Here is a 26244-nt window from a genome sequence, read left to right as displayed (position 1 = left end):
GTGACTCAGATCACGTTTGAACGGATCATGGAGGGTGAGGAGGTCTCACCCAGCGCGTGTGGAGGCGTACGCTCCGCGACGCACGGGCGCGGATCGCTCTCCGCGTCCGGACCCTCACGTTCGGAGATCGCCCAGGTGGGGCACCTTCTCCGGTCGGCCGGTCCGGCGGGCCTTTCACCTGTCCGGGTGAAGCGCGGCGATACGGAAACCGGCGGCGGCGGGGACACGTTCAACGGGACAGGAACAGCCGACCACACGGGGGGTCACCCGCCATGCGCACACAGACGACGGCCGCAGCCGTCCTCGCCGCCACCGCTTTCCTGCTGCCCGCTCCGGCCCGCGCGGCCGCCCCGCCGCGCCTGGGCACCTGCGCGCCCGGCGAGCTGTGCCTCTGGAGGCAGCCGGACTTCAAGGGCGCCCGGCAGGCGTACGACCTGAGGAACATCGAGATCGAGAGCTGTACGGCGTTACCGCCCGGCACGGACGCGGGGTCCCTGGCCAACCGGACGGGCCGCCCGGTGACGGCGTACCAGTCCGGGGAGTGCGCGGAGACGGCCGAGTTCGACACGTATCCGGGCGGCGGGTCCTGGCTGCCCCAAAGCCCTTACCGGGTGCGGGCGTTCAAGGTCTGGGAGCGCTGAGGCGGGGATGACCGCCCCGCCCCTAGCTCCGTCCCCGCGTGCGTTACGCCAGCGGCGCGCCCTGGGTGCCCTGCTCGCAGGCACACGTCGTCCCGCCCGCCAGCGCCGCGACCTGCCCGCGCAGCGACCGGACCTCCTGGGTGAGCGCCTCCAGGAGCGCGGTCTGGCGCCGCTCCTCCTCGCCGTCGCGCTCGAAGCGGGAGATGAACCAGGCCGCGATGTTCGCCGTGACCACACCCAGCAGGGCGATGCCGGAGAGCATCAGGCCCACCGCGATGAGCCGCCCGAGCCCGGTGGTCGGCGCGTGGTCGCCGTAGCCGACGGTGGTCATCGTGGTGAACGACCACCACACCGCGTCGCCCAGCGTCTTGATGTTCCCGGCCGGAGCGCCCCGCTCCACCTCCAGGACGGCCAGCGAGCCGAACATCAGCAGCCCGACCACCGCCCCGCCGACGTAGACGGTCAGCTGTATCTGCGGGGCCATCCGCGCCCGCCGCCCCACCAGGGCGAGCGTGGAGACGACCCGGAGCAGCCGCAGCGGCTGGATCAGCGGCAGCACCACCGCGAGCAGGTCCAGCCAGTGCGTACGGACGAACAGCAGCCGCTGCCCGGACAGGGCGAGCCGCACGAGATAGTCACAGGCGAACGCGCCCCACACCACCCACTCCACACCGACGCACACGTCCTGCACCCCGGTCCCCGCCCCGGGGTGGACGACGGGCACGGCGTACGCGAGGGCGAACGCGACAGCCAGCGCGAGCAGCGGCCACTGGGTGAGCCGCTCCCACCGCTTCTGCGCGGGTAGTTGCTTCATACGGGCATAGTAAAAGCGGGCCGGTCGCTGTCCGCGCCCCGATCGGGGCGCGGACAGCGACCAGCCCAAGGTCCGCCGTGGAGCGCTACGCGTCGCCCCCGGCCGCGCCGGGGTCGGCCGCGGCGACATCGAGCAGCTGGTACCGGTCGACCGCCTGCTTCAGCACCGACCGGTCGACCTTCCCGTCCCGGGCGAGCTCCGTGAGCACCGCGAGGACGATCGACTGGGCGTCGATGTGGAAGTAGCGCCGCGCCGCGCCCCGGGTGTCGGCGAAGCCGAACCCGTCGGCGCCCAGCGAGGTGTACCGGCCGGGCACCCAGCGCGAGATCTGGTCCGGCACGGCCCGCATCCAGTCCGAGACCGCCACGAACGGGCCCTCGGCGCTGGACAGCTTGCGCGTGACGTAGGGGACGCGCTGCTCCTCCTCGGGGTGGAGCAGATTGTGCTCCTCCGCCTCGACGGCGTCGCGCCGCAGCTCGTTCCAGGAGGTCGCGGACCAGACGTCGGCCTTGACGTTCCACTCCTCGGCGAGGATCCGCTGCGCCTCGACGGCCCACGGGACGGCCACGCCGGACGCCATGATCTGCGCCGGGATGGTGCCCGCGGTCCCCGCGGCGTAGCGGTGGATGCCCTTGAGGATGCCCTCGACGTCGACGTCCGCCGGCTCGGCCGGGTGCTGGATCGGCTCGTTGTAGACGGTCAGGTAGTAGAAGACGTCCTCGCCGGGCTTGCCGTCGGCGGTCTCGCCGTACATCCGGCGCAGACCGTCCTGGACGATGTGCGCGATCTCGTAGCCGAACGCCGGGTCGTAGGCGACACAGCCCGGGTTGGTCGAGGCGAGCAGGTGCGAGTGGCCGTCGGCGTGCTGGAGGCCCTCACCGGTCAGCGTGGTGCGCCCGGCGGTCGCGCCCAGCACGAAACCGCGCGAGAGCTGGTCGGCCATCTGCCAGAACTGGTCGCCGGTGCGCTGGAAACCGAACATCGAGTAGAAGACGTAGACCGGGATCAGCGGCTCGCCGTGCGTCGCGTACGCCGAACCCGCGGCGATCAGCGAGGCCGTGCAGCCCGCCTCGGAGATGCCGTCGTGCAGCATCTGGCCGGTCGGGGACTCCTTGTAGGCGAGCAGCAGATCGCGGTCGACCGCCTCGTACTGCTGGCCGAGCGGGTTGTAGATCTTGGCGCTCGGGAAGAACGCGTCCATGCCGAAGGTGCGGTACTCGTCCGGCGCGATCAGCACGAACCGCTTGCCGATCTCCTTGTCCCGCATGAGGTCCTTCAGGATGCGGACGAACGCCATGGTGGTGGCGATCGACTGCTGGCCCGAGCCCTTCTTGGCGGCCGCGTACGTCTTGTCCTCGGGCAGCGGCAGGGGCTTGGCGCGCACCACACGGGTCGGCACGTAACCGCCCAGGCCCTTGCGGCGGTCGTGCATGTACTGGATCTCTTCGGAGTTGCGGCCCGGGTGGTAGTACGGCGGGGCGCCGGCCTCCAGCTGGGCGTCCGTGATCGGGATGTGCAGCCGGTCGCGGAAGCGCTTGAGGTCCTCGACCGTCAGCTTCTTCATCTGGTGGGTCGCGTTGCGGCCCTCGAAGTTCGGGCCGAGCGTCCAGCCCTTGACGGTCTGCGCGAGGATCACGGTCGGCTGGCCCTTGTGCGCCTTGGCCGCCGCGTACGCCGCGTACACCTTCTTGTGGTCGTGACCGCCGCGGCCCAGGTGCTGGATCTGCTGGTCGGTCATGTTCTCGACCATGGCGCGCAGCCGGTGGTCGTCGCCGAAGAAGTGCTCGCGGATGTAGCCGCCGGTCTCCGTCGCGTACGTCTGGAACTGGCCGTCCGGCGTGGTGTTCAGCTTGTTGACCAGGATGCCGTCGCGGTCCTGGGCGAGCAGCGGGTCCCAGGAGCGGTCCCAGACCAGCTTGATGACGTTCCACCCGGCGCCGCGGAACTGCGACTCCAGCTCCTGGATGACCTTGCCGTTGCCGCGCACCGGGCCGTCGAGGCGCTGGAGGTTGCAGTTGACGACGAAGGTCAGGTTGTCGAGGTTCTCGCGCGCGGCGATGGAGAGCTGGCCCAGCGACTCCGGCTCGTCCATCTCGCCGTCGCCCAGGTACGCCCACACGTGCGAGTCGGAGGTGTCGGCGATGCCGCGCGCCTCCATGTAGCGGTTCATCCGGGCCTGGTAGATCGCGCCGAGCGGGCCGAGGCCCATCGAGACGGTCGGGAACTCCCAGAAGTCCGGCATCAGCCGCGGGTGCGGATACGACGACAGCCCGTACGGCGCCTTGGACTTCTCCTGGCGGAACGCGTCGAGCTGCTGCTCGCTCAGCCGGTCCAGAAGGTAGGCGCGCGCGTAGATGCCGGGGGAGGCGTGCCCCTGGAAGAAGATCTGGTCGCCCCCCTTGCCGTCGTCCTTGCCCCGGAAGAAGTGGTTGAAGCCCACGTCGTAGAGGGAGGCGGAGGAGGCGAAGGTGGCGATGTGGCCGCCGACCCCGATGCCCGGGCGCTGGGCGCGGGAGACCATCACCGCGGCGTTCCAGCGGGTCGCGTTGAGGACCTTGCGCTCGATCTCCTCGTTGCCGGGGAAGAACGGTTCGTCCTTGGTGGCGATCGTGTTGACGTAGTCCGTGCTGCGCATCTCGGGCACGGCCACGCGCTTCTCGCGGGCGCGCTCGATGAGGCGGAGCATCAGATAGCGGGCGCGCTCACGGCCCCGCTCGTCCACCGCCGCGTCCAGGGAGGCGAGCCACTCCTCGGTCTCCTCCGGATCGAAGTCCGGGACCTGGCTGGGAAGGCCGCCAATGATGATCGGGTTGCGATCGGATCCGGAAGCCACGCTGTTCCTTCGCTGTCGGGGGCGTGCGGGGTTGGTGCGCCGCATCCCATCGTGGACCGCGAGGACGCAAACGTCATCTCTACCGAGGGGTAACGAGGTGTGCGGCCGCCCAAATCGCAACCTTACGCCCAAGCCGTGCGCGTGTTCCCCAAAGGGCGCGTCACCCCGATTGGCGTACGCACGGAGCAGAAGCGTGCAAACTATCTGCAAGGGTGTGGGATGAATCACCAGCGGGCCCGGGTTCGCCCCTGACTGGGGGCACAGTGCACCCCAAAGGGCGGGTTCGGGGGCCTGGTACTTGCGCGATTCGTCCCGCCCGTGTGGACTACGCCCAAGCCTCGCGCGTGCGTGGGGCCGCATTACTTACCGAATCAAGATCAGGAGGCAAGCCGTGAGCGCGACCGCGGACCACGCGGAGGAGCGGACCAACCCGGCCATCAGGCTGGGGTTCGAGCCCGGACAGGTGGTCCAGGAGATCGGTTACGACGAAGACGTCGACCAGGATCTCCGCGAGGGCATCGAGTCCCTGATTGGCCAGGACATCGTCGACGAGGACTACGACGATGTCGCCGACGTCGTCGTGCTCTGGTTCCGTGACGATGACGGCGACCTTACGGACGCCCTGGTCGACGCCATCGGCCTGCTTGAGGAAGGCGGCACCATCTGGCTGCTGACCCCCAAGACGGGCCGCGACGGGTACATCGAGCCCAGCGACATCAGCGACGCCGCGCAGACTGCCGGCCTCTCCATGGCCAAGAGCATCAGCGTGGGCAAGGACTGGTCGGGCACCCGACTGAAGTCCGGCAAGCGCTGACCCCTCCACGCCCCAGGGCCCCCACCGGCATCGCCGGTGGGGGCCCTGTGCGTAGGGTGGGGTCCACCGCAACGGTCCACCGCGGCCGGCGGACCGGACCCACAGAAGGGAAGGCGTTTCCATGGCGATCGAGGTCGGCACCAAGGCCCCGGACTTCGAGCTGAAGGACAACCACGGCCGGACCGTGAAGCTCTCGGACTTCCGCGGCGAGAAGAACGTGGTGCTCCTCTTCTACCCGTTCGCCTTCACGGGCGTCTGCACGGGCGAGCTGTGCGCGCTGCGCGACAACCTGCCGCAGTTCACCGACCGCGACACCCAGCTGCTCGCCGTCTCCAACGACTCGATCCACACCCTGCGCGTCTTCGCCGAGCAGGAGGGCCTGGAGTACCCGCTGCTCTCGGACTTCTGGCCGCACGGCGAGGTCAGCCGCGCGTACGGGGTCTTCGACGAGGAGAAGGGCTGCGCGGTGCGCGGCACCTTCGTCATCGACAAGGACGGCGTGGTCCGCTGGACCGTCGAGAACGGTCTGCCGGACGCCCGGGACCTCAATGACTACGTCAAGGCGCTCGACACCCTGTGAACCTTCGGCCGAATCGCCTGTTTGAGGCGGGAACCGGTCACTAGGATCCAGACGTTGATCCGATGCCAACGCACGACGGGGACGCTGAACTGAGCCGGCCCCTCACACCAATGGGAGGACTCGTGGGAGTCAGCCTCAGCAAGGGCGGCAACGTCTCGCTGACCAAGGCCGCCCCCAACCTGACCGCGGTCATCGTCGGTCTGGGCTGGGATGCTCGTACCACCACCGGGGGTGACTTCGACCTGGACGCCAGCGCACTGCTGACCAACGACCAGGGCAAGGTCGCCAACGACTCGAACTTCGTCTTCTTCAACAACCTCAAGAGCCCCGACGGCTCCGTCGAGCACACCGGGGACAACCTCACCGGTGAGGGCGAGGGCGACGACGAGGTCATCAAGGTGAACCTGGCCGGTGTCCCGGCCGACGTTCACAAGATCGTGTTCCCGGTCTCGATCTATGAGGCCGAGAGCCGCCAGCAGTCGTTCGGCCAGGTCCGCAACGCGTACATCCGCGTGGTGAACCAGGCCGACAACACCGAGCTCGCCCGGTACGACCTGAGCGAGGACGCCTCGACGGAGACCGCGATGGTCTTCGGCGAGCTGTACCGCAACGGCGCGGAGTGGAAGTTCCGCGCCATCGGCCAGGGGTACGCGTCGGGTCTGCGCGGCATCGCGCAGGACTTCGGCGTCAACGTCTGAGCCGTCGCTCTCCCTCGTCCGGCGCCGCACCCCGTGCGGCGCCGGACGCGCTCAACCCTTCGTCCGTCACTCAGGGGAGGACTCACGATCATGGGCGTCACGCTCGCCAAGGGGGGCAACGTCTCCCTGTCCAAGGCCGCGCCGAACCTCACCCAGGTGCTGGTCGGTCTCGGCTGGGACGCGCGTTCCACCACCGGGGCCGACTTCGACCTCGACGCCAGCGCACTGCTGTGCGCGAACGGCCGGGTGCTCGGCGACGAGTACTTCGTCTTCTACAACAACCTGACGAGTCCCGAAGGCTCGGTCGAGCACACCGGGGACAACCTCACGGGTGAGGGCGAGGGCGACGACGAGTCGCTCATCGTCGACCTGACGAAGGTGCCGGCCGGCTGCGACAAGATCATCTTCCCTGTCTCGATCCATGAGGCGGACGCCCGCGGCCAGGCGTTCGGCCAGGTCAGCAATGCCTTCATCCGGGTGGTCAACCAGGCCGACGGCAAGGAGCTCGCGCGCTACGACCTGAGCGAGGACGCCTCCACCGAGACCGCGATGATCTTCGGTGAGCTCTACCGCTACGGCGGCGAGTGGAAGTTCCGTGCAGTGGGCCAGGGGTACGCGTCCGGACTGCGGGGGATCGCTCTAGACTTCGGGGTCAACGTTTCGTAAAGCCGAGCCCAAGTCGGGTGCGGCGCGGGGGGAGACCCTCCCCCAGACTCCGTCTGGGGGGACCCCGCCTAGCTAGATGGGGAAGTCAGTGATTCTGAAAACCTTCGGCTGGTCATTCGTGATCACTGCGGTCGGTCTGGCCCTGGCAGTGCTCTACGACGGCTGGACCGCCTTCGGGATCGTGGCGATCCTGTCCATCCTCGAGATCTCGCTGTCGTTCGACAACGCGGTGGTCAACGCCGGGATCCTGAAGAAGATGAACGCCTTCTGGCAGAAGATCTTCCTCACGGTCGGTGTGCTCATCGCCGTCTTCGGCATGCGGCTGGTCTTCCCCGTCGTCATCGTCGCCATCAGCGCCAAGATCGGCCCCATCGAGGCCGTCAACCTCGCGCTGAACGAGAAGGAGCACTACAAGGAACTGGTGACCGACGCGCACGCGTCGATCGCCGCCTTCGGTGGCATGTTCCTCCTCATGATCTTCCTGGACTTCATCTTCGAGGACCGGGACATCCAGTGGCTGCGCTGGATCGAGCGGCCGCTGGCCAAGCTCGGCAAGGTCGACATGCTCTCGGTCGCCATCGCGCTCGGCGTCCTGCTCGTCTCCTCGATGACCTTCGCGACCCACGCCCATCTGCACGGCGGGGCGCACGCGGACAAGGGCGAGACGGTCCTCATCTCCGGCATCGCCGGTCTGATCACGTACATGATCGTGGGCGGCCTCTCCGGCTACTTCGAGGACAAGCTGGAGGAAGAGGAGGAAGCCGAGCTGGAGGCCGAGGAAGAGGCCAAGAAGAGCGGCAAGGGCGGCGCCTCGGCGGTCCTGCTGGCCGGCAAGGCCGCGTTCTTCATGTTCCTCTACCTGGAGGTCCTGGACGCCTCGTTCTCCTTCGACGGCGTCATCGGCGCCTTCGCCATCACCAACGACATCGTCCTGATGGCGCTCGGCCTCGGCATCGGCGCCATGTACGTGCGGTCCCTCACGGTCTACCTGGTCCGCCAGGGCACCCTCGACGACTACGTCTACCTGGAGCACGGCGCGCACTACGCGATCGGCGCCCTCGCCGTGATCCTCCTGGTGACCATCCAGTACGAGATCAACGAGGTCATCACCGGCCTCGTCGGCGTCGTCCTGATCGCCTGGTCCTTCTGGTCCTCGGTGCGCCGCAACAAGCGGATCGCCGCGGAGGGCGGCGGGGATTTCAGTGAGAAGGCGGAAGTCTCCACGGGGGTCTGAATCCGTGGTGTGACCCGTCGACGATTGCGGAACGCTCTGAGCGGGGCGGCCGGGAGGTTCGCGCCTTCCGGCCGCCCCGCCGTTCTTCCGGTGCGGGGCCGTTCGCTTTGTTTCGTATAGGGGTGGGGAACAGATGGCCTTCTGGGACAGCCTGCTGCGCGGCAGGCCCTCGGCGCAGTTCGACACGGGCAGCGCCGCGAGCAACGCCATCGAGCTGACCAAACGGCACCCGGTGGTCTCGCTCGGCAAGCAGGGCGCCAACTCCGGCTCCCTGCGCGTCAACCTGTCGTGGCGGATGCGCACCTCCGACTTCGGCGGCCGGTCGGGGTCCAGCGTGCTGCGGCACCCGTTCAAGATGTTCAAGCCCGACGTGGTCCAGGCGCACACCCAGGGCGTGGTCAACGTCGACCTCGACCTCGGCTGCCTCTACGAGCTGAACGACGGCTCCAAGGGCGTGGTGCAGCCGCTCGGCGGCTTCTTCGGCGCCACCAACGCGGCGCCGTACGTCCAGCTCAGCGGCGACGACCGGTTCGGCTCGCCGTCCGGCGAGACGATCTACGTCAACCTCGACCACCGCGAGTCCATCAAGCGGCTGCTGGTCTTCGTCTACATCTACGACCAGACGCCCGCCTTCGACCGTACGCACGCCAAGGTCACGCTCTACCCGAGCAACGGCCCGCGCATAGAGATCGACCTGGACGAGCACGCCCCCCAGGCCCGCTCCTGCGCGGTCGTCACCATCGAGAACGTCAAGGGGGACATGGTCGTGCGGCGCGAGGTGAAGTTCGTGTACGGCTTCCAGGCCGAGCTGGACCGCCTCTACGGATGGGGGCTCCAGTGGGGCCGCGGCTACAAGACGAAGGCCTGAGAGTGCGCCCGTGAGCGCGCCCGGCGGGCCACCGCCCGCCCGGCGCCGCCCGTCACTGCCGGATGAACTGCGGCCCCATCGGGGGCAGCGTGAACTCCGGCTCTCCCGCGTGCGCCGCCACCGGCTGCGGATAGCCGTAGCCGGACGGGGCGGAGGCGGGCTGCGGATAGCCGTACGAGGGCTGGTGCACGGGAGGGTGCTGCGGCGGCGCGGGGTGCGGATAGCCGTAGGAGGGCGGCGAGGCGGCCGGCAGCGGCGGCACATAGGGCTGGGTCTGCGGCTGGGCCGTGGGAGCGGCGTGCGGCTGCGGCTGGGACGCGGAGCGGGCCGCGGCCTGGCCGTGGGTCCGCGCCTGGGCGCCGGAGGAGCCGGTGTCCGCGCTCTCCTCGCCCCCGTCGCCGTCCTCGTCCACGGAGATCCCGTACTCCGTCGCCAGGCCCACCAGACCGGTCGGATAGCCCTGCCCCACCGCGCGGAACTTCCAGGTGTCGCCGCGCCGGTAGAGCTCGCCGCAGATGATCGCGGTCTCCTCGCCGGTCTCCGCCTTCACATCGAAGACGGCCAGCGGCTCGGCGCCGCCGGGCCCCGCGTCGTACAGCAGGACCCGCAGGTCACGGACGGATCCGAAGGTCGCGCCGTCCGAGGAGGCGGTGACCAGGACGCGGTCGACGGACGGGTCGAGCGCGGCCAGATCCGCCTCGATGGTGTCGGTCAGCCCGTCCCCGACCCGCTTCTTGGGCAGCCGCCGCACCAGGCCCGAGGGGTGGCGCGGCTGGTTGTAGAAGACGAAGTCCTCGTCGGAGCGCACGCGGCCGTCGGCGGCGAGCAGCAGCGCCGAGGCGTCCACGTCCGGGACGTCGGCGCCCGGCGTCCAGCGGAGCACGGCCCTCACGGCCATGGCGTCCAGCGGGACGTTGGATCCCTTCAGCATCGCGTGCGTCATGGTCGCAATCCTGCCTTCCCGCCGCCCGCCCGGACAACGCGGGGGCCCGAGGGCGGCCTTGTCCCGCAGATGAGCGGTACGTACGTTACGTACCGCGTCCGCCCGCGACACGGGAAGGGCGCGGGCGGGTTACCTGGATTTCACGCCCGCGGGGAACTCGCGACATGTGTTCTTACGTACTATTACCGGCCACCCACACTCACTCAGTCCGGGCCATCGTTGCAGTACAGGGGAATCCATATGCGTCACTTCGGGCACGTTCCGCCTGCTGCTCGTAAGGACCTGTTCCACCGGGAGCCCGCCGAGTTCAACGCGGACTCTCCCGCGCGTGTGCTGTCCGCCGCCCTGGGGGCGACGCTCTACAGTCCCGCGACCCGCCCCACGCTCGCCGACGACGTCCTCAAGCAGGCCCGTCGGGGTGTCGTGTCCATGGTGCTCTGCCTGGAGGATTCGATCGACGACGCCGAGGTGGCGGGGGCGGAGGCCAACCTGGTCCGCCAGTTCGCCGACCTCGACGCGCGCGGCGGGCAGACCCCGCTGCTGTTCATCCGGGTCCGCGAACCCGCCCAGATCCCCGATCTGGTGCAGCGGCTCGGCTCCTCGGTGCGGATGCTGTCCGGATTCGTACTGCCGAAGTTCACCGAGGAGCGTGGGGTGCCGTTCCTGGAGGCTCTCGGCGCGGCCGAGGCGGCCGGCGGGCGGCGGCTCTTCGCCATGCCGGTGCTCGAATCGCCCGAGCTGCTGCATCTGGAGACCCGCTGCGAGACGCTGACCGGCATCGCCCGGACCGTCGACAAGTACCGCGAGCGGGTGCTCGCGCTGCGGCTCGGGGTGACCGACTTCTGCTCGGCGTACGGGCTGCGGCGCTCGCCGGACATGACGGCGTACGACGTGCAGATCGTGGCCGGGGTGATCGCGGACGTGGTCAACGTGCTCGGCCGCGCCGACGGCACGGGCTTCACGATCACCGGGCCGGTGTGGGAGTACTTCAGGCTCCAGGAGCGCATGTTCAAACCCCAGCTGCGCCGCAGCCCCTTCCTGGAGGGGCGCGCGGAGGAGCTGCGCGACACACTGATCGAGCACGACATCGACGGCCTGCTGCGCGAGATCGAGCTCGACCGCGCCAACGGGCTGCTCGGCAAGACCTGCATCCACCCCTCGCACGTGGTGCCGGTGCACGCGCTGTCGGTGGTCAGCCACGAGGAGTACAGCGACGCCCAGGACATCCTGCGGCCGGAGCGGGGCCGCGGCGGAGTGCTGCGCTCCGCGTATACGAACAAGATGAACGAGGTGAAGCCGCACCGCGCGTGGGCCGAGCGGACTCTGCTGCGCGCCGAGGTCTTCGGCGTCGCCAACGAGGACACCGGCTTCGTGGAGCTGCTGACCGCCGGCCTGGCCGGATGACAAAGACGGAGAGCGTCGACAACGTGGTGGTCTGGTCGGGAACGTGGGTCGCCGAGCGGCTCGGAGTGGAACTCCAGGGCGACGAGCGGTTGCCCGAGCTGCTGGGCCTGGCCCTGCGCCGCAACCCCAAGCGGGCGCATCTGCTCGTCTCCAACGTGCTGGGCAAGCACGTGCCCCAGCGGCCCTCGCGGGTGTACGGGGCGGGGTTCGCGCTGGGCGAGGAGGTGCGGGAGCTGCTCGGCCCCGCGGCGGCCGGGGCGGTCGTCCTGGGCTACGCGGAGACCGCGACGGGCCTCGGCCACGCGGTGGCGGACGGCCTGGGCGTGGCGCCCTACCTCCACTCCACCCGCCGTCCCGTCGAGGGGGTCGCGCGGGCGGGCGGCTTCGAGGAGTCCCACTCCCACGCCACCTCCCACCTGCTGCTGCCGCAGGACCCGGCGCTGCTCGCGGGGGACGGGGTGCTGGTGCTGGTCGACGACGAGTTCTCGACGGGCAACACGGTCCTGAACACGATCCGGGCGCTGCACGCGCGCTACCCCCGTTCCCGGTACGTGATAGTCGCCCTGGTCGACATGCGCTCCCCGGCGGACCGCTCCCGCCTTTCCGCGTTCGCGGCGGAGATCGGTGCGGAGGTGTCCCTGGTGACCCTGGCGGCAGGAACGGTTCTGCTGCCGGAGGGGGTGCTGGAGAGGGGGCAGGCGCTGGTGGCGGAACACGAGTCTTCCCCCCGGGACGGGGCGGTGGCCCACAGCGGGGCGGGGCGGGACGGGGCGGTGGCCCGCGTGACCGCCGTCGACCTCGCTTGGCCCGACGGGCTTCCCGACGGGGGCCGCCACGGGTTCACCCCGGCCCACCGGACCGCCCTGGAGGCCGCGCTTCCCGCGATGGCCGGACGGCTGAAGGGGGCGCTGGGGGCAGCCCCCGGCCGCACCCTCGTCCTCGGCTTCGAAGAGCTGATGTACGCGCCCCTCCGCCTCGCCCTCGCCCTGGAGGACGCGGGCGTGGACGTCCGGTTCTCCACCACCACCCGGTCACCCGTCCTCGCCGTCGACGACCCCGGCTACGCCATCCGCACCCGCCTCGTCTTCCCCGCCCACGACAACCCCTGTGACGGCCCCGGCGAGCGCTACGCGTACAACGTGGCCGGCGCCGGGTACGACACCGTCGTGGCCGTCGTCGACTCCGCCGCCGACACCCCCGCACTGCACGCCCCCGACGGCCTGCTGGCCAGGCTCGCCGCGCACATCCCGCACGTCGTGCTGGCCGTCGTCCCCTCGTACGTACCCGAAGGTGCCCCCATGCCCGAGCCCCTGCCCGAGCCCCTCCGCGGGCCCGCCTTCTCCTCGTACGCGCCCGACGAGGTCGGCTGGCTGCTGAAGGACCTGTCCGGGGTCGAGCTGGAGGCGCCGACCGAGGAGCGCGAGGAGGCGATCCAGAGCGGCGGCGCCCACTACGCGGAGTCGCTGCCGGTCGAGTACCAGCCGTCCCCCCAGTACCAGGAGCTCTTCCGCGCCGCGCTCGACACCTCGGCCGAGCGGATCGCGCGGGCCGTCGGCACGGTGACCGAGACCGTCCTCGCCGAGCGCTCGCCCAGGCCCGTCCTCGTCTCGCTGGCCCGCGCGGGCACCCCCGTGGGCGTCCTGATGCGCCGCTGGGCCCAGCGGCGGCACGGGCTCGACCTGCCGCACTACGCCGTCTCCATCGTGCGCGGCCGCGGCATCGACCCCAACGCGCTGCGCTGGCTCGCCGCCCACCACGACCCCGCCGACGTCGTCTTCGTCGACGGCTGGACCGGCAAGGGCGCCATCACCCGCGAACTGGCCGCCGCGATACGGGAGTTCCCGGAATTCGACGGGTTCGACCCGGAGATCGCCGTCCTCGCCGACCCCGGCTCCTGCGTCCGTACGTACGGCACCCGCGAGGACTTCCTCATCCCGTCCGCGTGCCTCAACTCGACCGTGTCGGGGCTGATATCGCGGACCGTGCTGCGCAAGGACCTGATCGGGCCCGGCGACTTCCACGGCGCCAAGTTCTACCGCGAACTGGCGGACTCCGACGTCTCGGTGGACTTCCTGGACGCCGTCGCCGCCCGCTTCGACGACGTCGCCGCCGACGTCGACCGCGAGGCCAAGGCGCTCCAGGGCACCGACCGCACCCCCACCTGGGAGGGCTGGGCCGCCGTCGAGCGGATCAGCGAGGAGTACGGCATCCACGACGTCAACCTCGTCAAGCCCGGCGTCGGCGAGACCACCCGCGTCCTGCTGCGCCGCGTCCCCTGGAAGATCCTGGCCCACCGGGGCGCCGGGGCCGACCTCGACCACGTACGCCTCCTTGCGGAGCAGCGCGGGGTACCGGTGGAATGGGTCGACGACCTGCCGTACAGCTGTGTCGGACTGATCCACCCCCAGTACACGCGCGGGGCGACCGGCGCCGACGGCAAGGCGGTGGCCTCCCGATGAGCACCCTGATAGCCAGCGATCTGGACCGTACGCTCATCTACTCGGCGGCGGCCCTCGACCTGACCATGCCGGACCCCCGGGCCCCCCGGCTGCTCTGCGTCGAGATCCACGAGCACAAGCCGCTCTCGTTCATGACCGAGAACGCCGCCACCCTGCTCGCCGCGCTCAAGGCGGACCCGGACACGGTCTTCGTGCCCACCACGACCCGCACCCGCAAGCAGTACCAGCGCATCCAACTGCCCGGCCTGCCCGCGAAGTACGCGATCTGCGCCAACGGCGGGCAGCTGCTCGTCGACGGGGTCGCCGACCGCGACTGGCGACGGCTCGTGGACGCCCGCATCGCCGCCGAGTGCGCCCCCCTCGACGAGGTGCGCGCCCACATCTCGGCCGCCGCCGACCCGGCCTGGCTGCGCAAGGAGCGGGTCGCCGAGGACCTGTTCGCCTACCTCGTGGTCGAGCGCGCGCTGCTGCCCGAGGACTGGGTCAAGGAGCTGACCGCCTGGGCCGAGGAGCGCGGCTGGACGGTCTCGCTCCAGGGCCGCAAGATCTACGCGGTGCCCAAGCCGCTCACCAAGAGCGCGGCCGTGCACGAGGTGGCCCGCCGCACCGGCGCCGAACTCACCCTGGCCGCCGGGGACTCGCTCCTCGACGCGGACCTGCTGCTCGCCGCCGACGAGGGCTGGCGCCCGGGCCACGGCGAGCTCGCGGAGTCCGGCTGGACCGCGCCGCACGTCGACGTCCTCGACGAGCGGGGCGTGCTGGCGGGCGAGGAGATCGTGCGCCGGTTCGCCACCCGCGCCACGGACTCCCGCAATGCGCCCGCCGTGCTCTGACCGGTCGCATACTCGCCCGTATGACCAAGGGAAACAGCACGAAGATGACCGACGAGCTGTACGCGTACATGCTGGCGCACAACCCGCCCCTGGACGCGGTGCAGCGCGAGTTGGTGGAGACGACGTACGCCCGGCTGCCCGACCACGCGGGCATGCAGTCGGCCGAGGAGCAGGCCCCGCTGCTGGCCTTCCTCGTCCGGCTGGCGGGCGCCCGGCACGTGGTGGAGGTCGGCACCTTCACCGGGTTCTCGGCGCTCGCCATGGCGCAGGCGCTGCCCGACGACGGGCGGCTGATCGCGTGCGACATCTCCGAGGAGTGGACCGCGTACGGGCGCGAGGCCTGGACGAAGGCGGGCGTGGCGCACAAAGTGGACCTGAGGATCGCTCCGGCGCTCGACACGCTGCGGGCGATGCCCACCGAGCCGCACATCGACTTCGCCTACCTTGACGCGGACAAGGACAACTACATCGCGTACTGGGAGGAACTGGTGCCCAGGATGCGCCAGAACGGCCTCATCGCGGTGGACAACGTGCTCTTCCACGGCGAGGTCGTGGACCCGGCGGCGACCGGTCCCGCCGCCGGGATCCAGCGGTTCAACGAGCATGTGAGGCGGGACGAGCGGATGGACAGCGTCCTGCTGATCGTGGCGGACGGCCTGACGCTGTCGAGGAAGCGCTAGCGTCCCTGGGCGAGTAGGGGCGCGGGGAACTGCGCGCCCAGCCCCCACCGGCCCGCACGTGAAGAACTACCCGCAGCAGCCCCCACCACAACACCCGCCCCCGCCGGACGGCGCGGGCGCGGGCCCCGACTTGGCCATCCCGCCCACGGCCACGGTGGACAGCAGCTTCACCGTGTCCTCGTGCCCCTCGGGGCACACCGCGGGCGCGGCCGACTCGGCCATGGGCCGACTGAGCTCGAACGTGTCGCCGCACGAGCGGCACCGGTAGTCATAGCGAGGCATGACCCCAGGCTAACCGCCCCGTGACGGCGCCGTGCGGCTTACCGCAGCGGCCGTTCCCGCACGCCCGGCTCCGCCTGCGCCTCCGCCTCGCGCCGCGCCTTCCAGTACGGGTTGTCGTGCGGCAGATGGCTGCTGACCCGCCCGTACATCCCGAAGACCATCAGCGCCAGACCCACCAGGAAGCTGAAGATCACGTTCTGCATCTTGAAGGCGAGGAAGTTCTGCGAGCCGCGGTCCAGCAGGGCCAGGTTCACGAACCCGCTGATCAGGAAGAGCACCCCGAGCGACATGTTCATCCAGGACGCGAAGTTGCCGCCCCGGACCATGCCGTACAGGAGCAGCGCCCCGACGACGATCGAGATCACGCTGAGCGTGCCGTTGGTGCTCAGGCCTACGACCTCCTTGCCGCCGGTGTCGAAGAACCCGATGTTGTGGGTCAGGCCCAGGATGCCGAAGACGAGCAGGAACAGCCCCATGATCCCGGCGCCGAAGCGGTACACCTGGCTCAGCCGGTGGTCGACGGGCAGGTGCTCGTCGAGTGACACATGGGGGGTGCGCAGGGGGTGGCGCAGGGGATGAAGCGGCTGGGTGGCCATGGGCGGGCCTCCTCGTGTCGTCCGTACCTCCCAGGATCCGCCCGTCGCGCGGACGCGACAACTCGTCCCGGTGACGGCCGTCAGGCCCCGTGCCCACGCTCCTCGCGGATCTGGGCCACGACGCGCGCGGCGCTCTGGCGGACCGCCTCGGTCTCGGTGAGGAAGTGCCAGTAGTCGGGGTGGCGGCCCTCCAGCGTGGCGGTCGCGCGCTCCAGGCGCGCCACGGCGTCGTCGAGCGGGCGGGCGTGGCGCGGGTCCGGGGTGCTGCGGCCGGACATCGCCAGGCGCTGCGCGTCCCGGATCGCGAACCGGGTCCGCTCGATCTCCTGCTGCGGGTCCTTCGCCACCGCGTTGAGCCGCTGGAGCCGGTCCCCGGCGGCCGAGACCGCCTCGTCGGTGGTGTTGAGCAGCGCCCTGACCGTGCTCAGCCGGGAGGTCGCGTCGGCCCAGCGCTGCTCGTCGCGCGCGGCGGCCGCCTCCTTCAGCTTCTCCTCGGCCTGCCGCACGTTCACCAGCGCCTGCTCGGGGACCTGCTGGAGGTCCTGCCAGCAGGCGGCCGCGAACCGGCGCCGCAGCTCGCTCAGGACCGGGTCGACGGTCCCGGCCCGGGTGGTCAGAGCCTGCGCGCGCGTGCGCAGCGTGACCAGGCGGCGGTCGATCTCGGCGGCCCGCTCGGGCAGCCGCTCGGCCTCGGCGCGCACACCCTCGGCCTCCCGCAGCACCCGGTCGGCCCGCTCCAGCGTCTCGGGCACGCCGTGCTGCCCGGCGCCCTGGTTGAGCCGGGTCAGCTCGGGGCCGAGGGCGGCGAGGCGGGCGGCGAGATCGTCCGCTCTCAGTCCGGACGCGCGCACCGAATCGAGAGCGGTGCTCGCGGCAAGGAGCGCCTGTCGCGCCCGCTCCACGGCCGGCGCGAGCCGCGCCAGCTGGGTCTCGGCGGTGGACAGCAGCGGCCCCAGGCTCTGCTCGAACCGGTCGAGCTCGCCCTTGACCCGGACGAGGTCGTCCTTGGCCTTCGTCAGCTCGCCCCGGGCCCGGGCGGCCACCGAGGCGTCCAGGCCGTCGCGGTCCAGGTCGTGCGCGTCGACCGCGGTGATGTAGTCGTTGCTGACCTCGTCGATCCGCCGGCCGAGCGCCGCGAAGTCGTCCACGGCCTTGCGGGCGCGCGGCGAGCTGTCCACGGCGGTGATCGTCTCGATGGAGATCCGCAGGTCCCGCTGGGCGGTGTCCAGCTCGTAGAAGGCGGCGGCCGCCGCGTCCTTGGCGGCCTGCGCGTCGGCCCGCACGCTCTCGCCGCGCCCGCCGAACCAGCGCCGCGTCCCGCCTCCGGCGAACGCGCCGGGCAGCAGCGCGGCCCCGAGCACCAGCGGCAGCGCGACGAGCGCCAGCGCGTCCGAGAGGGCCCGCCGCCCCCCGGCCGCCCGCGCTCCGACACCGGGGACGATGGCACCCGCTCTGCTGTACGGCCGCGCGTGTGTCGCCGTCACATCCCTCTCCCGTGCCGTGTCCGCCTGCCGGTTCATTCTCCCACCAGGTAGTGACGAACACACCGGCCGATTAGTTCGCCCCGCCTCCCGGGACCCGCCGACCCGCCTGCCCCGGCGAACGGGTTTGCAGCCCTGCCCCGGAGGCCATGTACGCTGTTCCCTCATCCACGGATGTGCCACGGGCGTGTAGCTCAGGGGTAGAGCGCTGCTCTTACAAAGCAGATGTCGGCGGTTCGAAACCGTCCATGCCCACACGTGGTGAAGGCCCCCCGCCGATCGAGGCGGGGGGCCTTCGTCGTCAGCGGGCAGCCTCCGCCGGGCGCCCGCACCGCAGGTTCCAGCGGCCCGCGCGGCCCGAGAGCTCCGTGAGGGTCAGGGGGGCCACGTCCAGGCGCCAGAAGGACGCGGGCGGCAGGGTCAGGGCGTGGGTCACGGAGGCGCGGATCACGGCGGGGGAGGCGACCGCGAGGATCCGGCCGCCCGCCGCGGGCAGGGTGTCCAGCCACCCGCCCACGCGCGCGACGAGCGCGAGCAGGCTCTCCCCGCCGTGCGGCGCCGCCCCCGGATCGGTGAGCCACGCCCGTACCCCCGAGGGATCCGCCGTGCTCAGCTCGTCCAGCCGTTGCCCCCGCCACCGGCCCAGATCCCAGTCGGCCAGGGCCGGTTCGTCGCAGGTGGGCAGGCCGTCCGCCAACTCGTAGAGCGAGGCGGGCGGTTTCAGACGGCGGGCCGGTACCGCGAGCGCCGCCGCCGCGTCCTTGACCCTGCGGACCGCGCCCTCGTCCGGTGCGGCCGCGTCGTCGCCGACTCTCGCCTCGCGCGCGTAGCGGTCGGCCGGGGGTGAGATCAACATCACGCGTACGGTCATGGGTCAAGCAGAGCACGGCCGTTCACGCACTTGGCGCGGGGGTTGTGCATCCGCGCGCCGTAGCGGCGCGGTCCCGCACGCGGTACGGTCACGTCGACATAAAGACGGTGTGAAGGAAGCCCGGTGAGATTCCGGCACGGTCGCGCCACTGTGAACCCGGCGAGCCCCCAACAGGGAGCGAAGACGGGGAAGTCAGACCCACCACCGTCGACAAAGGCACCAATGACCGGGACGCGTGTTCCCCAGGAGGTTCTGCCGTGGCTGTTTCCGCCGCCTCTGCGCCCAGCGCAACTGCAACGCCGGCCATCACCCCCATATCGCTCAAGGCGATCGCTCCCTGGGCGCTCTTCTTCGGCATCCTCATGCTCGTGCTGCTCTACTTCGTGGGCTCCGAGCAGGGCGCCACCAGCGTCTTCTCCGGTGAGAACGTCCATGAGTGGCTGCACGACGGGCGCCACCTGCTCGGCTTCCCCTGCCACTGAGACCAGGGGTACCGACTCGTGAACTCCCTGTCCGTCAGGGCCCTGCTGGTGCGCGGCATGCTCGCCGGCCTCGCCGCGGGCCTCCTGGCGCTCATCGTGGCGTACGTCCTGGGCGAGCCCCGGGTGGACGCCGCCATCGACTTCGAGGACGCGCACGCGCACGAACACGGCGAAGAGGTGTTCAGCCGCACCCTGCAGTCCACCGGCGGCCTCGCCACCGGTGTGCTCGTGTTCGGCGTGGCCATCGGCGGCATCGCGGCGCTCGCGTTCTGCGTCGCGCTCGGCCGGATCGGCCGGTTCGGGCCGCGTGCCACGGCCGCGTTCGTCTCGCTCGGCGCGCTCCTGACCGTCTACGTCGTCCCGTTCCTGAAGTACCCGGCGAACCCGCCGTCCGTCGGTGACCCCGACACGATCGGCAAACGCACCGCCCTGTACTTCCTGATGATCGCGCTGAGCGTGCTGCTCGCCGTCGCCGCGGTGATCCTCGGCAAGCGGCTCGCTCCCCGCCTCGGCAACTGGAACGCGACCGTCGCCGCCTCGGCCGCCTTCCTGGTCGCCATCGGGCTCGCGTACGCGTTCCTGCCCGCCGTCAACGAAGTGCCCAAGGACTTCCCGGCGATGCTGCTCTGGAAGTTCCGGCTCGCGGCCCTCGCCATCCAGGTCACCCTGTGGGCCGGCTTCGGGCTGGTCTTCGGTCACCTGGCCGAACGGCTCCTTGTGCCCAAGGCCGCCGCGGCCGAGCCCCGCGGCACGGGCGTCGACAACAGCAAGGCCGCGGCCGTCCACTGATGGGCGCGCCGCACGCACGAGGGCCCCGGACCGAAGCGGTCCGGGGCCCTCGCGCGCGTGGGTCGTGCTCGGTGCGTGTTCGGTGCGCTGTTTCGGTGGCGCTCGATCGGTCAGGGGCGGCGCAGGGAGAACAGACGGCTCTGCCGCTCCCTGCGGTAGCGCCGCTCCCACCGGTCCATCCGGTCCCGGCGGGCGCGGTAGGCCCGGTAGTCCGTGTCCTGGCCGCCACGGCTTGCTCCGCCGGCTCCGGACGAGCCGCCGGACGGTGCCGTGGAGCGGCCACGGCGTGGGGCGCTGAAGAGTACGGCCACCACGGCGACGCAGAACACTATGCCGCCGAGACTGAAGCCGAAGCCGTACAGGACCAGCGCCAGGACGAGCAATAACAGGATCATGGCGTGTTCCTCTAGGGACGGTTCCGGGGGCTCCCCTGGCCCCCGGCCCTCCAAGTTACTCCGGTACGAGGGGAGTTGGCCTCCGAGTTACGTACCGGCCAACGCCTCGTGCGCCCCTACAGCCCGCGCAGCCGCTCCATCTCCCGGCGGTCCCGCTTGGTCGGCCGGCCCATGCCCCGGTCGCGCACCCCGGCCGCGAGCACGTCCGAGCGGGCGGGCGGCGGCGGGCTGTTGTCGACATAGGTCTCGGCGGCGATCGCCGCGCCCACCCGCTTGCGGATGACCTTCGAGACGACGACGATCCGCTCCCGCCCCTCAAGGCGCAGCCGCACCTCGTCGCCCACCTTCACGGTGTGCGCGGGCTTGACCCGCTCGCCGTTGAGCTGGACGTGACCGGCGCGGCACGCCGTCGCCGCCATGGAACGCGTCTTGGTGAGCCGTACGGACCAGATCCAGCTGTCGATCCGCACGGGCTCCGAGGGCCCCGCCGGTGCGGTCGGCCCCTTGGGCCCCTGTGCCTTCACCTCGTCTGCTGCCGCCATGCCCCGACTCTACCGAGGCCGTTGTCAGTGGTACCCGTCACACTTGAGGCATGTGCAGAAGCATCAAGACGCTCAGGCCGCCGGCCCTCCCCGAGGAGGCCACCGACGAGGAGATCCGCGCGGCGGCTCTCCAGTACGTGCGCAAGGTGTCCGGCTTCCGGGCGCCCGCCGCGCACAACCGCGAGGTCTTCGACCGGGCGGTGGAGGAGATAGCGCGGGCCACGGCCGAGCTGCTCGAAGGCCTGGAGATACGGGGAGTGCCGGTCAGGACCCCGGCGTAGGCACGTCCGTGCGGCTCGCCGCGGGCGGCGCGGTCCGGTGTGTCAGGCCGCCGGGCCGGCCACCGCGGCCTGGGCCGGGCGGCGCATGACGTAGGCGGCGAGGGAGCCCGCCGCGAACAGGGCGAGGACGGAGATGCCCGTGCCGAGCCAGGTCGCGCCGAGCCAGCGCCCGCCGAAGTAGCCGAGGCCGACGCTGTAGCCCGCCCAGGCCACCCCGGCGAGGGCGGACCACGGCAGGAACTCCTTGGGGGTGCGGTGCGCCGCGCCCGCGCCGAGCGAGACCACGGACCGGCCCGCCGGGGCGAACCGGGCGATGACGACGAGCGCGCCGCCGCCCCGGCTCAGCGCGGCGCCGAGACGTTCCTGTGCGCGGGTCAGCCGGCGGGAGCGGGCGATGGCCTTGTCGAGCCGCGCCCCGCCGCGCCAGGCCAGGCGGTACGCGACGAGGTCGCCGAGCACCGAGGCAGCGGCGGCGCAGGCGGCGAGGAGGAGCAGGTCGGGCACGTCGCGTATGGCGTGCGGGGCGCCCGCCGCGGTGGTCGAACCGGCCGCCGCGGAGGTCGCGGCGGTGATCACCAGGACCCCGCTGGGCAGGACGGGGAGGAACACGTCCAGGAGAACGGAGACAGTCACCACGGCGTAAATCCATGGGCTGCCGGTCAGCGACCCCACACTCTCCAGCACTACGACCCCCGAACGGAATGCGCCCCGCTGTCGCTGGTCTGCGGCCGGGTCGCTGTACAGCCGTACAGCGTACGCCTGGGGCGCGTGGGGTTTCCGTTCGGGGGTGGCGGGGCGTCAGCGCGCCGTGCCCGCCGGGGCGGTCGGGGCCGTGGCGGCGTCGGCCTGCGGCAGCGCGGCGCGGGAGCGGCGGCCGAGCAGCTGGTCGAGGGCGAGGGCGCCGGGGCCGGTGAAGACGAGCAGCAGGAAGACCCAGCTGAACATCGCGGCGTTCTCGCCGCCGTTCTGGAGGGGGAGCAGCGCGCCGGACTGGTGGACGTCGAAGTAGGCGTACGCCATGGAGCCCGAGGAGAGGAAGGCGGCGGAGCGGGTGAAGAGTCCGGCCATGATCAGCACGCCGCCGACGAGCTGGATGGCGGCCGCGTACCAGTTGGGCCAGGCGCCGGTCTCCAGGGTGCCGCCAGTACCGGCCGCGCCGCCGAACCAGCCGAAGAGCGAGGCGGCGCCGTGGCAGGCGAAGAGGAAGCCGGTGACGATGCGGAACAGGCCCAGGACGTAGGGCTTGGCGCGCTCGGTGTGCAGAGCGGAGGGGAACGTGGGGGAAGCCATGGGGACGGGCTCCTTCGGTGTGGGGACGGGGCCGGTGGAGGCTCCACGTTAGGGAGACCTGAGTAGTACTTGCAAGTTCAAGTTTAAGTAGATGGCTCAATTCCGGTTGAAACCCGACCGGAGTTGGCCGGAATTCATCTTTACGGGGGTCATACATGGACGTATCGCAAACGCGTCGGGACGCAGGGTTGCATCGGGACGCAGGGTTACGGAGTCAGGTCCTCGTCCAGGACCGTGACCAGCCGGGCGGCCCCGCCGCGCCCCGCCCGTGCCTGGTCGAGCCGGAGCCGGGCCGTGCGCCCGGTCAGCGTCAGCGTCATCAGCTGGTTCCCGAACCAGGGGCCGCCCGTCCGGCGCCAGCGCACCGGCGGCGCGCCGAGGCGGCCGTGCCGGGCCAGCGCCCGCCCGAGCCGCCGCCCCCACCGGCTCCACCCGAAGCGGAAGGCGGCCCGGAGCATCGCGGGCACCGAGTTGTGGACGGGCGAGCAGGTCAGCTGGAGCACGCGCGCGTCCGGGCCGCCGGTGGGCCAGAGCGGCTCCGCGAGGTAGGCGTGGTGCACATCGCCGGAGAGCACGCAGACCGTGGCGGGCGCCCCCGGTCCGGTGCCCGCGCGGGCGATCAGCTCCGCGAGCCCGGAGAAGGAGGACGGGAAGGCCGCCCAGTGCTCCAGATCGGCCCGGCGGCGCACCTTCTCGCCGAACCGCGCCCAGCGCGGGCCGCGCTCGCCCCGGCACAGCGCCGCGTTCCAGCCCTCCGCGTCATGGACGAGCGGCGGCAGCAGCCACGGCAGCGAGGTCCCGATCAGCAGGTGGTCGTAGGGGCCGGTCCCGTCGAGCACCTGCTCCCGCACCCAGTCGGCCTCCGCCTCGTCGAGCATCGCACGCTTCTGCTCGTCCAGGACCCGGGCGGCCCGGCTGTCCACCATCAGCAGCCGTACGCGCCCGAGGTCGCGGCGGTAACTCCAGCGCACGGCGGCCGGGTCGGTGCCCGCCCCGGCCGCGAACCGGCGGAGCGCTTCCGTCCCGTCGGGGCTGCCGCGCACCGCCGCGTACAGCGGATCGGCGGCGAGCTCGGCGGGCGGGAGGTTGCCGAGGTGCTGGTACACCCAGTACGACATCAGCCCGCCGACCAGCCGCTCCGACCACCACGGGGTGGCGCGCATCTCGGCCAGCCAGGCGGCGCTGGTGTTCCAGTCGTCGATCACGTCGTGGTCGTCGAAGATCATGCAGCTCGGCACGGTGGAGAGCAGCCAGCGCACCTCGGGGTCGCCCCACGACTCGTCGTAGAGCCGGGTGTACTCGTCGTAGTCCCCGACCTGCGCCCCCGGCGGATCCGCCAGATCGCGCCGGGCGGCGAGCCAGCGGCGGGTCGCCCGCGAGACGGAGTCGGCGTACACCTGGTCGCCGAGGAGCAGCAGGACGTCGGGCCGTTCGGCGTCCGGGTCGGCGGTCAGGCGTGCGGCGAGAGTGGTGGCGAGCGTGTCCAGGGCGTCCGGCCCGGCGGGGTCGCGCTCGCCCTTGGGCGGGGCGGCCCAGCGGCAGGACCCGAAGGCGACGCGCAGCGGGGCCGTGCCGGGCGCGGGCGTGCGGATCACGGACGGGGGAAAGGCGGAGTGCTCGGGCGGCCACACCCGCCGCCCGTCGAGCAGGACCTCGTACGGGGTGGCGGTGCCCGGGGCGAGGCCGGTCACCGGGATCAGCGCGTAGTGGTGCCCGGCGATCTGGAACGTACGGGAGGAGCCACCGGCGCCGTCCGGGCAGCGCGCCTCGGCCGTGCAGGGCCGGTCCGCCTCCACCCAGAGCGTGGCCGACGTGCCGGACCCGCCGTCGACGTACCGCAGCAGTGGTCCCAGGCGCAGTCCCGCCATCGCGTCCCCTCCGTCGCTCCGTACGGTACGGAAGGACGGAGGGGCGAGATAGTGAGCCTGCTGAGCGGACTTGTGGAAGCCCGGTGCGGCACCGGAGCCCCGTAGGGGCGCGGGGAACTGTGCGACCAGCCACAGGCGGCCCGCAGATGAATCACCGCACTACCAGCGGAGCGCCTAGCAGCCGTTGAGCACGGACTGGAGTGCGGACTTCTCGGCGGAGTCCACGGTCAGGTTGTAGTAGTGCTTCACGTCCACCCACATCCGGGCGTACATGCAGCGGTACTCGGTGCGCGAGGGCAGCCATTCGGCCGGGTCCTTGTCGCCCTTGGCCTGGTTGACGTTGTCGGTGACCGCGATCAGCTGGGGCCGGGTCAGGTCGTTGGCGAAGCCCTGGCGCTGCGCGGTGGTCCAGGAGCTGGCGCCCGAGCGCCAGGCCTCGGCGAGCGGGACGACGTGGTCGATGTCGAGGTCGGCGGCGGCCGTCCAGGTGGCGCCGTCGTACTCGGAGTACCAACTGCCGCTGGTCGCCGCACAGCTGGAGTCGGTGACGACGTTGGTGCCGTCGCGCTTGAGGACGACCTCGCGGGTGTTGCAGGTGCCGGACTGGGTGATCCAGTGCGGGAACTTGGAGCGGCTGTAGCCGTCGGAGGAGCCCTCCGGGGTGGCGGTCATGGCGGCGAGATAGCTGCGGGCGGTGGCGGCGCTGACCGGGGCGGGGGGTGCGGCCTGGGCGCCGGGGGCGGTGAGCAGGCTCGCGGTGGCGAGGAGGGCGGCGGAGGCGGTGAGCGCGGAGAGCCTGGCTATTCGACGCGCGTAGACACCTGACATGCGAACTCCCTTGGGTGTGGGGGGACCTGGCCGGGCGCGCGGGTGCGCGGCCCGGTCATCGTGGCGGCGCCAGGTTTCCTGGGGGTGGGCGCCAGGTAACAGAGTGGCGACATGGGCACGTCACATCAAGGGGTGCGGAGGTTCTTGACACCCTTGTCCCGCAAGGTAACTGACGCCCCGTATGCCACGGTTGCACCACCCGGTGCGGCGGCGGGTCCCGGCGTACGGTGGGCGCGTGCTGCTGCCCGTCAATGTCACGCTCGGGGTCGTTCTCGCCGTACTGCTCCTGGTCGCGGCCGGTGTCGCGGCGGTGGCGCGGCTCGGCCGGGCGAAGGAGATCCTGGTCGCCGGGGTGCGCGCGGCCGTTCAGCTCGCGGTGGTGGCGAGCGCGATCCACTGGGTGGTCGGCTCGGTGCCGCTGCTGCTCTGCTTCCTGCTGCTGATGTACGCGGTGGCGGTGCGGACGGCCGGGCGGCGGATGACGCCCAACGGCACCTGGTGGTGGGCCGCGCTGCCGATCGCGGCGGGAGTGGCCCCGGTGGTGGGGGTGTTGCTGCTGACCGGCCTGGTGCCGGTCAAGGGCATCGCGCTCATCCCCGTCACCGGCATCCTCATCGGCGGCGCGCTCACCGCGACGGTGCTCGGCGGGCGGCGGGCGCTGGACGAGCTGACCGTGCGGCGCGGCGAGGTGGAGGCGGGGATGGCGCTCGGGCTGCTCGACCGGGACGCGCGCCTGGAGGTGGCCCGCCCGGCCGCGTCCGACGCGCTGCTGCCCGGCCTCGACCAGACCCGGACCGTGGGGCTCGTCACGCTGCCCGGCGCGTTCGTGGGGATGCTGCTCGGCGGGGCGTCACCGGTGCAGGCGGGGGCGGTGCAGCTGTACGTGCTGGTGGCGCTGATGGCGGTACAGGCGGTGGCGGTGTCGGTGGTGCTGGAGCTGGTGGGGCGGGGGCGGGTGCACCGGGATGTGCCGCTCTGATCTCGGCCCCTCCTCTTGGCCCCTCCTCTTGGCCCTCCGGGGCGGGGGGGGACTTTGGTCCCTGACGGGTGCGGGGCGGTGTCCCGTATTCTG

Annotated in this window: 28 protein-coding genes, 1 tRNA gene and 1 riboswitch; of the genes, 16 read left to right on the top strand and 13 right to left on the bottom strand. The window is 71.6% G+C overall.

Features of this window, described 5'->3' with window-relative positions:
* Window positions 1-272 precede the first annotated feature (272 nt).
* On the top strand, window positions 273-641 hold the full coding sequence (locus BX283_RS15260) for a peptidase inhibitor family I36 protein (protein ID WP_101388165.1): 369 nt from the start codon (window positions 273-275) through the stop codon (window positions 639-641).
* A 43-nt stretch (window positions 642-684) separates the two neighbouring features.
* Here BX283_RS15260 and BX283_RS15255 read toward each other — a convergent pair whose 3' ends face one another.
* Together BX283_RS15255 and aceE are read right to left on the bottom strand one after the other, a co-directional pair.
* Window positions 685-1455 carry a potassium channel family protein gene (locus BX283_RS15255; protein WP_101388164.1) on the bottom strand — a complete coding sequence of 257 codons (771 nt, stop codon included), beginning with the start codon at window positions 1453-1455 and terminating at the stop codon, window positions 685-687.
* A gap of 85 nt (window positions 1456-1540) precedes the next feature.
* Window positions 1541-4288, bottom strand: coding sequence for a pyruvate dehydrogenase (acetyl-transferring), homodimeric type (gene aceE, locus BX283_RS15250; RefSeq protein WP_101388163.1), 2748 nt, complete (start codon window positions 4286-4288; stop codon window positions 1541-1543).
* 391 nt (window positions 4289-4679) lie between these two features.
* Between aceE and BX283_RS15245 the strand changes: the two genes are divergently transcribed.
* From BX283_RS15245 to BX283_RS15220, 6 genes are all read left to right on the top strand, one after another.
* Window positions 4680-5102, top strand: coding sequence for a DUF3052 domain-containing protein (locus BX283_RS15245; protein WP_101388162.1), 423 nt, complete (start codon window positions 4680-4682; stop codon window positions 5100-5102).
* A gap of 121 nt (window positions 5103-5223) precedes the next feature.
* Complete coding sequence (locus tag BX283_RS15240; RefSeq protein ID WP_067158615.1) at window positions 5224-5682, top strand: peroxiredoxin; 459 nt, start codon at window positions 5224-5226, stop codon at window positions 5680-5682.
* 122 nt (window positions 5683-5804) lie between these two features.
* Entirely contained in the window at window positions 5805-6380 is a 576-nt protein-coding gene (locus tag BX283_RS15235) for a TerD family protein (protein WP_101392355.1), read from the top strand.
* A gap of 90 nt (window positions 6381-6470) precedes the next feature.
* A complete protein-coding gene (locus BX283_RS15230; RefSeq protein ID WP_101388161.1) occupies window positions 6471-7046 on the top strand; it encodes a TerD family protein in 576 nt (191 codons plus the stop codon).
* Window positions 7047-7134: 88 nt separating this feature from the next.
* Window positions 7135-8280, top strand: coding sequence for a DUF475 domain-containing protein (locus BX283_RS15225; RefSeq protein WP_101388160.1), 1146 nt, complete (start codon window positions 7135-7137; stop codon window positions 8278-8280).
* Window positions 8281-8413: 133 nt separating this feature from the next.
* Window positions 8414-9148, top strand: a complete 735-nt coding sequence (locus BX283_RS15220; RefSeq protein ID WP_101388159.1) for a Tellurium resistance — start codon at window positions 8414-8416, stop codon at window positions 9146-9148.
* A 52-nt stretch (window positions 9149-9200) separates the two neighbouring features.
* Here BX283_RS15220 and BX283_RS15215 read toward each other — a convergent pair whose 3' ends face one another.
* Window positions 9201-10091 (bottom strand): TerD family protein, encoded by an 891-nt coding sequence (locus tag BX283_RS15215; protein ID WP_101388158.1) that lies wholly within the window; start codon window positions 10089-10091, stop codon window positions 9201-9203.
* A gap of 240 nt (window positions 10092-10331) precedes the next feature.
* Between BX283_RS15215 and BX283_RS15210 the strand changes: the two genes are divergently transcribed.
* Genes BX283_RS15210 through BX283_RS15195 form a run of 4 tightly spaced genes read left to right on the top strand, consistent with a single transcriptional unit; the run spans window position 10332 to window position 15467 of the window.
* Window positions 10332-11495, top strand: coding sequence for an HpcH/HpaI aldolase/citrate lyase family protein (locus BX283_RS15210; protein ID WP_101388157.1), 1164 nt, complete (start codon window positions 10332-10334; stop codon window positions 11493-11495).
* Window positions 11492-13954, top strand: coding sequence for a phosphoribosyltransferase (locus BX283_RS15205; protein WP_101388156.1), 2463 nt, complete (start codon window positions 11492-11494; stop codon window positions 13952-13954). The genes BX283_RS15210 and BX283_RS15205 overlap by 4 nt, the downstream gene beginning before the upstream one ends.
* On the top strand, window positions 13951-14787 hold the full coding sequence (locus tag BX283_RS15200) for an HAD family hydrolase (protein WP_101388155.1): 837 nt from the start codon (window positions 13951-13953) through the stop codon (window positions 14785-14787). The genes BX283_RS15205 and BX283_RS15200 overlap by 4 nt, the downstream gene beginning before the upstream one ends.
* A 20-nt stretch (window positions 14788-14807) precedes the next feature.
* Window positions 14808-15467 (top strand): O-methyltransferase, encoded by a 660-nt coding sequence (locus tag BX283_RS15195; protein WP_101388154.1) that lies wholly within the window; start codon window positions 14808-14810, stop codon window positions 15465-15467.
* Between the two features lie 66 nt (window positions 15468-15533).
* Here the strand turns inward: BX283_RS15195 and BX283_RS15190 are convergent, their stop codons facing one another.
* The 3 genes from BX283_RS15190 to BX283_RS15180 form a co-directional block, all read right to left on the bottom strand.
* Complete coding sequence (locus tag BX283_RS15190; RefSeq protein WP_101388153.1) at window positions 15534-15749, bottom strand: zinc ribbon domain-containing protein; 216 nt, start codon at window positions 15747-15749, stop codon at window positions 15534-15536.
* Between the two features lie 38 nt (window positions 15750-15787).
* The gene (locus BX283_RS15185; RefSeq protein WP_101388152.1) at window positions 15788-16345 is read right to left on the bottom strand and encodes a DUF4383 domain-containing protein; all 558 of its coding nucleotides are present in this window, start codon (window positions 16343-16345) and stop codon (window positions 15788-15790) included.
* A gap of 80 nt (window positions 16346-16425) precedes the next feature.
* The gene (locus BX283_RS15180; protein ID WP_180357162.1) at window positions 16426-17829 is read right to left on the bottom strand and encodes a hypothetical protein; all 1404 of its coding nucleotides are present in this window, start codon (window positions 17827-17829) and stop codon (window positions 16426-16428) included.
* 180 nt (window positions 17830-18009) lie between these two features.
* Between BX283_RS15180 and BX283_RS15175 the strand changes: the two genes are divergently transcribed.
* A tRNA-Val gene (locus BX283_RS15175) sits at window positions 18010-18081 on the top strand.
* 46 nt (window positions 18082-18127) lie between these two features.
* Here the strand turns inward: BX283_RS15175 and BX283_RS15170 are convergent.
* Complete coding sequence (locus BX283_RS15170) at window positions 18128-18697, bottom strand: histidine phosphatase family protein (protein ID WP_101388151.1); 570 nt, start codon at window positions 18695-18697, stop codon at window positions 18128-18130.
* A gap of 68 nt (window positions 18698-18765) precedes the next feature.
* A riboswitch (cobalamin riboswitch) is annotated at window positions 18766-18921 on the top strand.
* Between the two features lie 33 nt (window positions 18922-18954).
* Here BX283_RS15170 and BX283_RS15165 point away from each other — a divergent pair.
* Window positions 18955-19179 carry a CbtB domain-containing protein gene (locus BX283_RS15165; RefSeq protein ID WP_101388150.1) on the top strand — a complete coding sequence of 75 codons (225 nt, stop codon included), beginning with the start codon at window positions 18955-18957 and terminating at the stop codon, window positions 19177-19179.
* An 18-nt stretch (window positions 19180-19197) separates the two neighbouring features.
* Window positions 19198-19968, top strand: a complete 771-nt coding sequence (locus BX283_RS15160) for a CbtA family protein (RefSeq protein ID WP_101388149.1) — start codon at window positions 19198-19200, stop codon at window positions 19966-19968.
* 110 nt (window positions 19969-20078) lie between these two features.
* On the opposite strand, the gene BX283_RS15155 is transcribed toward BX283_RS15160, so the two are convergent.
* Both BX283_RS15155 and BX283_RS15150 read right to left on the bottom strand, forming a co-directional pair.
* The gene (locus tag BX283_RS15155; protein ID WP_101388148.1) at window positions 20079-20363 is read right to left on the bottom strand and encodes a hypothetical protein; all 285 of its coding nucleotides are present in this window, start codon (window positions 20361-20363) and stop codon (window positions 20079-20081) included.
* A 116-nt stretch (window positions 20364-20479) separates the two neighbouring features.
* Window positions 20480-20905, bottom strand: coding sequence for an RNA-binding S4 domain-containing protein (locus tag BX283_RS15150; RefSeq protein WP_101388147.1), 426 nt, complete (start codon window positions 20903-20905; stop codon window positions 20480-20482).
* A 50-nt stretch (window positions 20906-20955) separates the two neighbouring features.
* Here BX283_RS15150 and BX283_RS15145 point away from each other — a divergent pair, with 50 nt between their 5' ends.
* The gene (locus BX283_RS15145) at window positions 20956-21186 is read left to right on the top strand and encodes a DUF2277 domain-containing protein (protein ID WP_101388146.1); all 231 of its coding nucleotides are present in this window, start codon (window positions 20956-20958) and stop codon (window positions 21184-21186) included.
* 42 nt (window positions 21187-21228) lie between these two features.
* Here the strand turns inward: BX283_RS15145 and BX283_RS15140 are convergent, their stop codons facing one another.
* The 4 genes from BX283_RS15140 to BX283_RS15125 all read right to left on the bottom strand — a co-directional run bounded on the left by BX283_RS15140 (window position 21229) and on the right by BX283_RS15125 (window position 25172).
* Complete coding sequence (locus BX283_RS15140; protein WP_101388145.1) at window positions 21229-21870, bottom strand: DedA family protein; 642 nt, start codon at window positions 21868-21870, stop codon at window positions 21229-21231.
* A gap of 114 nt (window positions 21871-21984) precedes the next feature.
* A complete protein-coding gene (locus tag BX283_RS15135) occupies window positions 21985-22476 on the bottom strand; it encodes a DoxX family protein (RefSeq protein WP_101388144.1) in 492 nt (163 codons plus the stop codon).
* 206 nt (window positions 22477-22682) lie between these two features.
* On the bottom strand, window positions 22683-24344 hold the full coding sequence (locus BX283_RS15130) for an alkaline phosphatase D family protein (protein ID WP_101388143.1): 1662 nt from the start codon (window positions 24342-24344) through the stop codon (window positions 22683-22685).
* Between the two features lie 174 nt (window positions 24345-24518).
* A complete protein-coding gene (locus BX283_RS15125) occupies window positions 24519-25172 on the bottom strand; it encodes an HNH endonuclease family protein (RefSeq protein WP_101388142.1) in 654 nt (217 codons plus the stop codon).
* Between the two features lie 235 nt (window positions 25173-25407).
* Here BX283_RS15125 and BX283_RS15120 point away from each other — a divergent pair, with 235 nt between their 5' ends.
* Entirely contained in the window at window positions 25408-26151 is a 744-nt protein-coding gene (locus BX283_RS15120; RefSeq protein WP_101392353.1) for an ABC transporter permease, read from the top strand.
* Window positions 26152-26244: the final 93 nt, after the last annotated feature.

Origin of the sequence: Streptomyces sp. TLI_146 (assembly GCF_002846415.1) — a bacterium.
Taxonomy (GTDB): Bacteria; Actinomycetota; Actinomycetes; order Streptomycetales; family Streptomycetaceae; genus Streptomyces.
Note: the sequence above shows the minus strand (reverse complement) of the source record. Positions and strands in the feature narration are given on the sequence as shown.